This window comes from Wolbachia endosymbiont (group A) of Melieria omissa, assembly GCF_964031125.1.
GTDB classification, from domain to species: Bacteria; Pseudomonadota; Alphaproteobacteria; order Rickettsiales; family Anaplasmataceae; genus Wolbachia; species Wolbachia pipientis.
Genome location: NZ_OZ035007.1, coordinates 776,463 through 787,849 on the forward strand (window position 1 = coordinate 776,463; position 11,387 = coordinate 787,849).

General features: G+C 35.5%; 9 protein-coding genes and 1 pseudogene. 7 read left to right on the forward strand and 3 right to left on the reverse strand.

Annotated elements, in window-relative coordinates; all coding sequences use genetic code 11:
- Positions 1-57: 57 nt before the first annotated feature.
- Both acnA and secB read right to left on the reverse strand, forming a co-directional pair.
- On the reverse strand, positions 58-2,652 hold the full coding sequence (gene acnA / locus ACQH2Q_RS03540) for an aconitate hydratase AcnA (RefSeq protein ID WP_338482065.1): 2,595 nt from the start codon (positions 2,650-2,652) through the stop codon (positions 58-60).
- Positions 2,653-2,666: 14 nt separating this feature from the next.
- Positions 2,667-3,170 (reverse strand): protein-export chaperone SecB, encoded by a 504-nt coding sequence (gene secB, locus ACQH2Q_RS03545; protein WP_006279761.1) that lies wholly within the window; start codon positions 3,168-3,170, stop codon positions 2,667-2,669.
- Between the two features lie 164 nt (positions 3,171-3,334).
- On the opposite strand from secB, the gene ACQH2Q_RS03550 reads away from it, so the two are divergent.
- From ACQH2Q_RS03550 to ACQH2Q_RS03575, 6 genes are all read left to right on the forward strand, one after another.
- Positions 3,335-3,985 (forward strand): Tim44/TimA family putative adaptor protein, encoded by a 651-nt coding sequence (locus tag ACQH2Q_RS03550; RefSeq protein ID WP_425383367.1) that lies wholly within the window; start codon positions 3,335-3,337, stop codon positions 3,983-3,985.
- 24 nt (positions 3,986-4,009) lie between these two features.
- On the forward strand, positions 4,010-4,705 hold the full coding sequence (gene dnaQ / locus ACQH2Q_RS03555) for a DNA polymerase III subunit epsilon (protein WP_006280142.1): 696 nt from the start codon (positions 4,010-4,012) through the stop codon (positions 4,703-4,705).
- A gap of 44 nt (positions 4,706-4,749) precedes the next feature.
- Positions 4,750-5,358, forward strand: a complete 609-nt coding sequence (locus tag ACQH2Q_RS03560) for an SCO family protein (protein ID WP_155968286.1) — start codon at positions 4,750-4,752, stop codon at positions 5,356-5,358.
- 808 nt (positions 5,359-6,166) lie between these two features.
- Positions 6,167-8,554, forward strand: coding sequence for a DNA topoisomerase (ATP-hydrolyzing) subunit B (gyrB, locus tag ACQH2Q_RS03565; RefSeq protein ID WP_265024254.1), 2,388 nt, complete (start codon positions 6,167-6,169; stop codon positions 8,552-8,554).
- A 93-nt stretch (positions 8,555-8,647) separates the two neighbouring features.
- Positions 8,648-8,905, forward strand: a complete 258-nt coding sequence (locus ACQH2Q_RS03570) for a hypothetical protein (RefSeq protein ID WP_010962372.1) — start codon at positions 8,648-8,650, stop codon at positions 8,903-8,905.
- A gap of 355 nt (positions 8,906-9,260) precedes the next feature.
- Complete coding sequence (locus ACQH2Q_RS03575) at positions 9,261-9,563, forward strand: transposase (protein ID WP_151807816.1); 303 nt, start codon at positions 9,261-9,263, stop codon at positions 9,561-9,563.
- Positions 9,564-9,593: 30 nt separating this feature from the next.
- On the opposite strand, the gene ACQH2Q_RS03580 is transcribed toward ACQH2Q_RS03575, so the two are convergent.
- Positions 9,594-10,453 (reverse strand): IS630 family transposase gene (locus tag ACQH2Q_RS03580; RefSeq protein ID WP_264705388.1). Its coding sequence is split into 2 segments (ribosomal slippage): positions 9,594-10,129 and positions 10,129-10,453, totalling 861 coding nucleotides; the frame shifts between segments, so codons are not numbered across the junction.
- A gap of 63 nt (positions 10,454-10,516) precedes the next feature.
- Here ACQH2Q_RS03580 and ACQH2Q_RS03585 point away from each other — a divergent pair.
- A pseudogene (locus ACQH2Q_RS03585) lies at positions 10,517-11,293 on the forward strand (IS3 family transposase); the annotation flags it as partial.
- Positions 11,294-11,387: the final 94 nt, after the last annotated feature.

The following is an 11,387-nucleotide window of genomic DNA, read 5'->3' on the forward strand; positions in this document are numbered from 1 at the left end:
CTATTTACAAAGGGATCAGGGCTGGCTAAAAGAAGTCCATGCAATAACTTCACTAAATCAAAAAGATTGTGCAAGTATGTAGCTCAACACTCCACCACACATCAAGTATTTAGTCTCAGTTGCGGTTTGTACACAGCATTTGAGTTGAATTGATTGCCTTGAATTATCCTTTCTTTTGATGATACATTCTAGATTTCCACCTGGCACTATTTCACCTTTTATGCTTATTACCTTACTACCATCAAATATCTTTCTGGTTATTCCATTTTGAAATACAAGTGGAAGAACACCCATACCAACTAAGTTGGACCTATGTATACGCTCAAAGCTTTCTGCAATGACAACTTTAACCCCCAACAATAAAGTACCCTTTGCTGCCCAATCCCTACTTGAACCTGTGCCATATTCTTTTCCTGCAACAATGATTAGAGGTACATTATTTTCCTTGTAACGCATTGCTGCATCAAAAATTGACATAATTTCTTGAGAAGGAATATATTTTGTATATCCACCTTCGGTGCTAACCATTTCATTTTTTATTCTAATGTTAGCAAAAGTGCCACGCATCATTACATTGTGATTACCACGGCGAGACCCATATGAATTGAAATCCTGTGGTTCAATTCCAAGCCCTTTTAAATATAGACCGGCAGGACTACTCGAGGCAATATTTCCCGCAGGGGAAATATGATCAGTAGTTATGCTATCGCCAAACATTGCCAATATTTGTGCACCCTTTATATCGATTTTATTATTTTTAGGTGATAAGTTATCAAAATAAGGCGGATTTTGTATGTAAGTGCTGTTTGCATCCCAATTATAGATTTCACTTTTTTCACACTTTATCTTTCGCCAATGTTCATCACCAGAAAAAACATCCTTATACTTTTGTATGAACATCTCACGTGTTACCACACTTTTAACACAATCTTCGATTTCATTGTTTGTTGGCCATATATCTTTGAGATAGACATCATTTCCATTCTTATCTTTGCATATTGAATCTTTTGTCAGATCAATTTGCACAGTACCAGCAAGTGCATATGCAACAACAAGTGGCGGAGATGCCAAGTAATTAGCTTTGACTAACGGATGAATTCTTCCTTCAAAGTTACGATTGCCAGATAAAACTGCAGCAACGGTTAAGTTTTTGTTTTTAATGCCATCTTCTATATCTTTATTAAGTGGACCAGAATTCCCAATGCAAGTTGTGCAACCATATCCAACTAGATTAAAACCCAAAGCATTTAGATCTACCTGCAATCCAGACTTTTCTAAATATTCTGTTACAACTTGTGACCCTGGAGCAAGAGAAGTTTTAACCCAAGGCTTTGATTTTAATCCAAGTTTAATTGCATTACGAGCTACAAGACCTGCAGCAATCATCACACTTGGATTAGAAGTATTAGTGCAGCTTGTTATTGCTGCAATAACTACACTTCCATCTTGGAGTTTATCGCTTTCCTTTGACTCATTAACTAAAAATGATTTAGAAAAAGACTCTGCCACTTGTGAAAGAAAAACCTTATCTTGTGGTCTTTTGGGACCAGCCATTACTGGCTCCACGCTTGATAAATCAAGCTCTAGTGTGTCAAAAAATGCTAACTCGTCACTACTACGCCACAGTCCTTGCTCTTTCGCATAAGCCTCAACTAGCTTAATCAGCTTTTCTGGCCTTCCGGTTAAGCTTAAATAATCTAGCGTTTTTTGATCAATTGGAAAAAATCCACAAGTTGCGCCATACTCCGGGGCCATGTTTGCTATAGTGGCTCTATCTGCCAAAGATAAATAATCTAAACCATCACCATAAAATTCTACAAACTTACCAACAACGCCTTTTGTTCTTAGGATATTGGTAACCGTCAGCACTAAATCGGTCGCAGTTACTCCTTCCGACAATCTGCCAATTAATTTAAATCCAACTACTTCTGGAATCACCATACTAATTGGTTGACCAAGCATCACAGACTCAGCTTCTATGCCTCCAACACCCCAACCAAGAACTGATAATCCGTTAACCATTGTAGTATGGCTGTCAGTACCAACTAAAGTATCAGGATATATGACTCCATCATTATTACACACAACTTGCGCTAAATATTCAAGATTCACTTGGTGGCAAATCCCTGTGCCAGGCGGCACTACTCTAAAATTTGTGAAGGACGATTCTCCCCACTTTAAAAATTGATATCTCTCCAAATTTCTTTTTACTTCTAGCTCAACATTCTTACTGAATGCAGAAACACTTCCATAACTATCTACTTGAACAGAATGGTCAATCACAAGATCAACCGGTACAGACGGATTTATATTGCTTGGGTTTCCTCCATTTTTCTTAACATAGTCCCGCATTGAAGCTAGATCAACAACAGCAGGAACCCCTGTAAAATCTTGCATCAACACCCTTGCTGGTTTATAGCTAATTTCGTGATTAGTGTGTTTATTAACGCAGTCTGCTAGTACTCTTATGTCATCTAGCTTTACGTTTACTCCATCTTCATTGCGCAATAAATTTTCAAGCAGAACCTTAAGTGAGCAAGGCAATTTAGTCACATCTATTCCTAAAAATTCACTAGCACTACTTAGGCTAAAATAGTTGTATGACTTCCCGTCAATGTTTAAAGTCGTTTTTGCATTTAAAGAATTGTTCATCCTATCACACTATATTAGTTAAAATTGGAATTACTACCGTTACTTTTTTGTTGTTGACCTTGCTGCTCATACATAGTTTCAAAATCTATAGGATCTAGCATCAGTGGGGGAAATCCACCACTACTTGTAACTCTTGCAATTATTTCTCTTGCAAAAGGGAAAAGAAAAGTAGGTCCGCCAATAAACAAAGCTTGTCTTACTTCTTCCTCACTCAACTCTTTTAAATTTTCTATTGAAAAAATGCCACAATATTTCGTTTCACAAATGAAAGCTACGCCATCTTTTATGCCTTCATCTTTTACCGTTGCTTTGACTTCTATATGCAAAGTAATTTCATGGAAAGATTTTTCTTCATTCACTTCTTCTTTGTTTTTCGTCCCTTCTAATTTTGCTGAATTGATATTAACCATTACGTTAATATCTGGAGCTTTACTAGAAGAAAGGAATGGCGAATTCGGATTCTCAAATGATAGATCTTTAACATATTGACCGTGAATTCTCATTTTTTGTTGTGGCATTTCTTACGTCTCCTTTAATTAAGTTGAGATATTTAATACTTTCTTATATAATATATTCATTTACAAACGAATAGCAAACCTGATTATAAGTTGATATGAAAAACATATTTTCATTAATAATTAATAATGTTCGGATACTTTATATGCCAAGGAGTTGAGTTACTATGATAGAGCTTATAATATATGCTTTATTAGCGGCGTTCGTTTTTTCACGTTTGTATAATTCTTTAGGAAGGTCAGCCAACCTCAACCTAAAAAAGCTAACTAGTGTATTGGATGTAAGCCGAAGTAGAGAAGACGTAGTAGAAAACATTGAGGGTTACATTGATAGCAATGATGAAAATTCAATAAAAGTTACTTATGAACAAATATTAAAAAAAAATAAAGATTTTTCTATTTCCCACTTTATAGAAGGTTCAAGCATAGCTTTTGAATTAATAATAAAGTATTTCAATCAAGGAAATTTCTCTCAGTTAAAACCACTTCTCGATAAAGACTTATATGATAATTTTGCAGAGAAGATTAAACATCGTAAAGAGGTGCACGAGTCTATCATTGTTTCTATCGTTTCACAAAAGATTTTAGAAATAAAGCTAGTAAAAAATGTAGTGTTTATTGCAGTATATTTCCTTTCAGAGCAAATTAACTTCGTTAAGAACAATGAAGGAGATATCATATCAGGTAGTACATCCACTATTAATAAAGTTGAGGATGTATGGCAATTCAAAAAAAATGTTAATTCATCAGACCCAAGCTGGTTGCTTGTTTCTATTCACTATAAAAAGACAAGTAACGATAAGACAAATGACAAGTAAGATTAGTTTTATTTAGAGTTAACCATGGAAAGCAAGCTACGCGAACTAGTACTTGACACTGAAACGACAGGTCTTGACACTGAATCTGGTCATCGAATTATTGAAATAGGGTGTGTGGAATTAATTAATCGTATTCCAACAGGTAAAGTATTCCATCGGTACCTTAACCCAGAAAGAGATATACCTTATCACTCGTTTAAGATTCACGGTATTAGTGAAGAATTTTTAGAAGATAAACCATTATTTTCAGATGTTGCACTTGAATTTCTTGACTTTATATCTAATGATATTTTGGTAATTCACAACGCTGAATTCGATGTTAAGTTCCTTAACATGGAGCTAAGCAAGCTGAATGCTGGGTTAATTTCCTCAGATAGAGTGCTAGATACATTACCTCTTGCGAGGAAAAAATTCGCAGGATCACCTGCTTCTTTGAATGCATTATGTAAGCGTTTTGATATATCGCTAGAGAATAGAGAATTGCACGGAGCACTAGTTGATGCTCAATTGCTTGCAAAGGTATATGTTGAACTTACAGGAGGGTTACAAACCTTTCTGTTTGATAATGAATGCAATCAGGACAGTAACTCTACATTCGTTCAGCATAAAGTGCGTAATCTAACTCCCAGAGAACATTCACCAAATAGTGAAGAAATTGATGAACATAAGAAACTGTTAGACAAAATTAACAATACACTTTGGAATAAATATATTGAATAGATCAACCAATAAAGATACAATTTAATTTTACTGAGAGCACCCTAATGGTAAGGTTTATAAGATTGTTATCTAATATGCTAGTAGCATTAGCAGTTGTTTTTTTAGGTTATTGTTATTTCACTAAAAAAGGCATATTTGCCCCAGCAGCGATTCACAACGCAGAAGTTAAGATAGGCGGAGATTTTTCTTTAATTAATCAGGACGGACAGATCTTGCGCAGTAGTGATTTTAAAGATAAATACATGATGATTTTCTTTGGGTTTTCCTCATGCAAAAGAATTTGCCCTATGAACCTTGGAATAATTTCAGAAACACTTGCAAAGTTAGATGAGAAAACTAACAACAAGCTACAAACATTCTTCATCACAGTCGATCCTGAGCGCGATAGCACGGAAAGACTTAAAGAATTTCAGCAGCAATTTGACCACAGAATACAAATGTTAACTGGTGAAAGAGAAAAAATAGACGAAGTAATTGCAAAGTATAAAGTATATGCTAGCAAAGTTGGTGGAGAAGAAGAAATCAACCATTCTTCAATAATGTACCTTATTGGCCCTGGAGGAAAATATGTTACACACTTTGCAGCTGATTTAAATTCAGACGAAAGTCAATCTGATAAGATTTTGGCTGAGATAAGAAAATACGTAAACTGAATTATAGATTTTTCTGTTAATTAGTCGAGCATGCAACTGCATGAGCATTATGATTTGAGAGCAATCTCCATGGGAAGACACACACAACTGTACGAACGTTGTAGTTTGGGAGCAATTCCCACCAGTGGGGTGTCATCCCAGTGCCCAGACACTGGGATCCAGCTTCTATGCAACTTAATTAAAAACGTTTGTTTTAGCGTAAGACAACTACCTTTAGCTCATCAGCTCAGTTATAAGCAAAATTTCTGGATTCCAGTGGGCTTTGTTGCATCGCTACTTATGAAAGGCTAACTATAGTTAGGATTATAAGTAACCTATTGAAAATCTTGTTTTTTTGCAATCAATCTGATCAAATTTAAGAATAGTAATTTATTATTTACATTAATAAATTTAATTCTATTGAAAATAGCTAAAGCATTGAAATTCTTGAATTTTAGCCGGATTAGTGAGTGGTAGTGAAATTTCTTTTACTCAAATTTAGGTATTCACTGACCGTTCTTGTTATAAATACCAGAATAATAAGCTACTGATATTCTCCATCTTTTTTATCTTTAATCCATCATAGCTAGCAATGCAACAAAGCCATTCCAGTGTCAAGCACTGGAATGACATCATCTGTTGTGCAATTTACCTTCAAAAATGAATGTTCGTACAGTTATGGAAGACACATTGGAATGACACTATTTGCTGTCTTCAAAAATAAACATTCGTAAAGTTGTGCTTTTAATATGGGTTATCAGTTTAAAAATGTTGCTAATCAGCATATATGAATGTAATATTAATTAACATTCATAAACGAAGCAATACCATGGAAAATAGTTATAATGCCGATGCAATAAAAATCTTAAGGGGTCTTGATGCTGTAAGGAAACGTCCAGGTATGTACATTGGTGACACTGACGATGGATCTGGCTTGCACCACATGGTATATGAGGTTGTTGATAACGCAATAGATGAATCTTTAGCTGGATATTGTGATAAAATTGAAGTTAGCATAAATAAAGATGGTTCAGTATCAGTAACCGACAATGGTCGTGGCATTCCAACTGACATTCATGAAGAAGAAGGAATATCAGCAGCAGAGGTAATAATGACTCAACTCCATGCTGGTGGTAAATTTGACAGTAATACCTATAAAGTTTCTGGGGGATTACATGGTGTTGGAATCTCAGTTGTGAATGCATTATCAAGCTGGTTGGAATTAACTATTTGGCGCAATAAGAAAGAACACTTTATGCGTTTTGAAGATGGTGAGTCTATTGAACCTTTAAAGGTAGTCAACGAAAATACAAACAAAAGAGGAACTAAAGTCACGTTCATGCCATCAACAGAGACTTTTAATGGCATTAATTTCAGTTACTCAACGCTTGAAAGTCGTATAAGAGAATTAGCATTTTTAAATTCAAATATCGACATTACTTTACGTGATCTGCGCAATGAACCATATACAGAATCTCATTTCAATCAGAGCAATCAATCTAAAGACAATTTTGGTACAGCAAATTTTGTGCAGTATTTAGATAAGAATAAGACACATGTAACTAAAATTGCCAGTATGAAAGGAGATGCAGACGATCTTGGCATCAGCTTGGAAATATCGATGGAATGGAATGATTCCTACTATGAGAATATGTTGTGTTTCACTAATAATATACGGCAACGAGATGGTGGTACGCATTTGGCAGGATTTAGATCTGCACTAACTAGATGTATCAATACCTATGCAACTAATGAAGGGTTTTTAAAGAAAGCAAAAGTAAATTTAACTGGAGAGGACGTTAGAGAAGGTTTAACTTGTGTTTTATCTCTCAAGATGCCTGATCCTAAATTTTCTTCACAAACAAAAGATAAACTAGTTAGTTCTGAAGCACGTGCAGTTGTAGAAAGTATAGTTTCTGATAAATTGAGCACAATCCTTGAAACTGATCCCAAATTGGCAGCAAGCATAGTAGAAAGAGCAATTAGGTCAGCAAAAGGAAGAGAAGCCGCAAGAAAAGCACGAGAGTTAGTTAAAAGCAAAAACAATATTGATATTGCAACTCTGCCAGGAAAGCTTGCTGATTGCCAGGAAAAAGCCCCTGAGTTATCGGAATTATTTATAGTAGAGGGTAATTCAGCAGGTGGTACTGCAAAGCAGGGGCGTAATCGTAAAACACAAGCAGTGCTTGCCTTAAGAGGAAAAATTCTAAACGTAGAACGTGTAAGTTTAGATCGTATTTTTTCATCTGCAGAAATAGGCTCTTTAATCACTGCAATTGGTGCTGGAATAGGGAGTGAACACTTCGATATTGAAAAAGCTAGATATCATAAAATTATCATCATGACAGATGCAGATGTTGATGGTTCACATATAAGAACTTTGATTCTAACTTTCTTTTTTAGACATATGCGTGAAGTTATTGAAAAAGGTTACTTATACATAGCACAGCCACCCCTCTATAAAGTTACAAAGAATGCCAAAGACACTTATATTAAAGATGACGAAACTTTTGAAGAGTATATAATAAACTCAGCAGTTAAAAGACTAACACTAAGTGGTACAGCTACAGAATTTAACGACTTGCGCCTTATTTTGAATAAATGCGTTAGCACTTCTAATATTAGCAAAAATTATGATAGAGAAATACCACAAAATCTCCTAGAGTCATTGCTAATTTTAAGCAAAAAGAATGCTCTATCATCGGCTGATGAGATATTAAAGTATTTGAAGTTAATGTACAGCGAATACACTTGGGAAGTGGAAATAAAAGATGAAGAAAAAGAAATTCATATCTCTAAATTGTTTCAAGGATTGGCAGACAAATATATATTTGCACTTAGTATGCTTGAAGGCAAAGATATGCAAAACATATTAAGTTTGCTTGATGGTATAAGTAATTTATTTAATGGTGATTCATTTTTAAAGTCACAAGAAACTGAAATAAGAATCACTTCTCCAAGTACGCTTGCAAAAATAATAATGGACTATGGTAAAAAAGGTTTAACTCTGCAGAGATTTAAAGGTCTTGGTGAAATGAATGCTGATCAGCTATGGGATACTACGTTAAATCCTGAGGCTAGAACTTTATTAAAGGTTGAAATAAAAGATTGTGAAGAAGCTGATTCCATATTTTCAATATTAATGGGTGATATAGTTGAACCACGCCGTGATTTTATTAATAGCAATGCACTTAATGTGCATGATGTTGATATTTGAACTTTTAGCAAAATGTACGAACGTTACGGGTTTAAGCAAAGACTGTGTCATTCAAGTAGCTGACACTGGTTCCTTTATAACGGTGTCATTCCAGTGCTTGACACTGGAATCCAGGTTGCTCACAAGCAAACTAGCATAGAAAGTGGTTACAACGTTTTCGATGAGATTGCAGAAAGGCTGGATTCCAGTGTCAAGCACTGGAATGAAAGCAGTCCTACGTCATGCCGCGATTCATTCGCGGTATCTCTAGATCCCGCTAACAAGCAGCGGGATGACGGTTGTCAGGGTGTCATCCCACTACCTTCTCCTGTCATCCCAGTGCCTCCCTCCCCTGTCATCCAAGTAGCTTGACACTTGTATCTTTATGATGTGAGGCATTAGAGCTAAAATACCTCACAGGGAGGGTGAAGCTGATGCGACGCTAATGCCATTAAGGCCGAATCCCAGATTTTGCTTCCCTCCCATAGAGTTATAGCTCTTCTCATAATAATCCCAATAAGGTAAGAATGGATTTATGGTAGAGGGGTTTGTATGCCAGCAGCGTATAGTTACGACTTAAGGAAAAAAGCAATGGAAGCAATGGAAGCAATGGAAGCATTGGATGAAGGAGAAAGTAGAGCAACTGTTGCCAAGTGACCTTACCCAGAAAAAGTGGAGAGAAAGAAAGGAGTTTTTTCGGGTAAAATAAAATTTTGGAGGATTAGAAATGGTAAGAGAATATACGGCAGAATTCAAATTGGAAGCTGTTAAGCTGGCAAATGAACAAAGAAAGGTAGGTCAACCAGTTGCAAAAGTAGCAAGAGATCTAGGAATAAGGGATAGTGTATTAGGAAAATGGATGAAGAAATATAACGAAAAAAAGTCAGCGGCAAATGCATTTCCAGGTAGAGGTAACATGGCTCCTTACGACAAAGAGAGGTTTGATTTACAAAGCAAGAGTAACAAGGGAAAGAGACATTTAAAAAAAAGCCCTGGCCAGTCAAAAAGAGTAAAATATTTTTTTATATAGTATAGCATTTCTCATAATAGTCCGAACAGGTCATAGGAAGGCAGAATCAACAGCACGACGAAAGGATTCGAATAGAGGAATGTTTTTCCTGGCTCTGTTTTTTATAGCAAACCAATGATGCTCAATTTTGTTGAAATCTGGAGAATAAGGCGGCAGATACAAAATTTCTGCACCAACCCCTTTAGCAAGCTCGATAATCTTATCAGACTTATGAAAAGTAGCATTGTCAAGAATGACAGTCTGTCCAGGTTCCAAGATCGGTGTCAAAAATTGCTCAAACCATCCATTAAAAACATCCATATTACAGTGGCCTTCAAAGGTTAACGGAACAACTATCTTTCTTCCACTTAAGGCTGCAACCATACTGATTCGTTGAGTTTTCTTTCCAGATTTTAAGGCATAAAACCGCTGTCCTTTCTGGCAATATCCGTAGGGGTAGTCTTCGGTGTTATCAATGCCAGACTCATCTATATACACTAAGTTTTTAGGTTCTTTTGTCGCTATAATTTTCAAAAATTCAGCACGTTTTTCTTCGTTTCTTTCCTTGTATCCATATGTCTTTTTTTGCGCGTAAATCCAATTTTTTTAAGGGCTCGATAGATCGTTTGGATACTAACGTTGTTCCAAAGTTTAGCCATTTCCGATAGAGTCTTTCCTCCGTGTTCTCTGGCAAATTTGGCAAAGGTATCCCAGTCGGTAATTTTGTGATTGTAACCCCCATTTCCAAGTTTTTTTGATTGAAAGTCTCCTGTTTCTTTTCTTCTTTGCTGCCACTCCCATAAAGTAGTTCTTCCAATCTTAAATCTTGCTGCCACTGTTTCTCTGCTTTCTCCTTCGTCTAGCGCTTCCATTGCTTTTTTTCTTAAATCATAACTATATGCTGCTGGCATTCAACCTCCTTATCATCATCTACCCTTATCCTATCACATCCGGACTTTTATGGAAAGAGCTATAACTGCTATAAAGTACAGGAATTATGTAGGATTTTCTGCTAGTGGCTACTATAAGTGGACCACAAGAAAAATAAGCAGTAGAGAATCAGCAAATAAAGAGCTACTCGCAGCTATTCAAAAAATATATCAAGTTTCTAAATGTAGATATGGAGCTCCTAAAATTCATGCTGAATTGAAGGCTTTGGGTAAAAGTTGCAACTTAAAAACAGTGCAAAGTATTATGCAGAAAAATGGTATTCAGGCTATATTGAGAAGAAAATTTAAAATTAAGAAACAACAAACGGACAGTAGCTCCCAATATATTAGACCAAAACTTTATTGTCGATCAACCAAATAAAGTATGGGATTACTTATATAAAAACCAAAGAAGGATGGCTATATTTGGCAACAATAATCGATCTATATTCACGCATGGTAGTTAATGAGCAGTTCAATAAATAAACAATTGGTTATGGACTCTTTATTAATGGCCGTTAACAAGCGTAAACCTGCCAAAAATCTACTATTACATAGTGATCAAGGTTCACAATATACTTCGCAAGGTTATCAATATCTCTTATCCATAAAAAACATAGATGAGTTATAAAGGTTGTTGTTACGACAATTCTGTTGTGGAAAGCTTCTTCAGTTCTCTAAAAAGGGAGTTACCAATAGACACCTCTCGGCACTCTAAACAGCATATCAAAACTGCTATATTTGAATATATAGAAATTTTTTATAACAAACAACGTCACTATTAACTATTGCATTCCTGAGCATTTTGATTCATCCATACGCGTCAAGTTAAGGAAAAGTGGTATAAGGAAGAAAGGAAACGAAAAAACTATTTTATATATTAAGTAATAAAGTTATTAATTTATAGATTCTTCTG

Bases quoted from the DNA above. Each gene is read 5' to 3' on its own strand.
- acnA (WP_338482065.1), bottom strand. From the start codon at position 2,652: ATGAACAATTCTTTAAATGCAAAAACGACTTTAAACATTGACGGGAAG.
- secB (WP_006279761.1), bottom strand. From the start codon at position 3,170: ATGCCACAACAAAAAATGAGAATTCACGGTCAATATGTTAAAGATCTA.
- ACQH2Q_RS03550 (WP_425383367.1), top strand. From the start codon at position 3,335: ATGATAGAGCTTATAATATATGCTTTATTAGCGGCGTTCGTTTTTTCA.
- dnaQ (WP_006280142.1), top strand. From the start codon at position 4,010: ATGGAAAGCAAGCTACGCGAACTAGTACTTGACACTGAAACGACAGGT.
- ACQH2Q_RS03560 (WP_155968286.1), top strand. From the start codon at position 4,750: ATGGTAAGGTTTATAAGATTGTTATCTAATATGCTAGTAGCATTAGCA.
- gyrB (WP_265024254.1), top strand. From the start codon at position 6,167: ATGGAAAATAGTTATAATGCCGATGCAATAAAAATCTTAAGGGGTCTT.
- ACQH2Q_RS03575 (WP_151807816.1), top strand. From the start codon at position 9,261: ATGGTAAGAGAATATACGGCAGAATTCAAATTGGAAGCTGTTAAGCTG.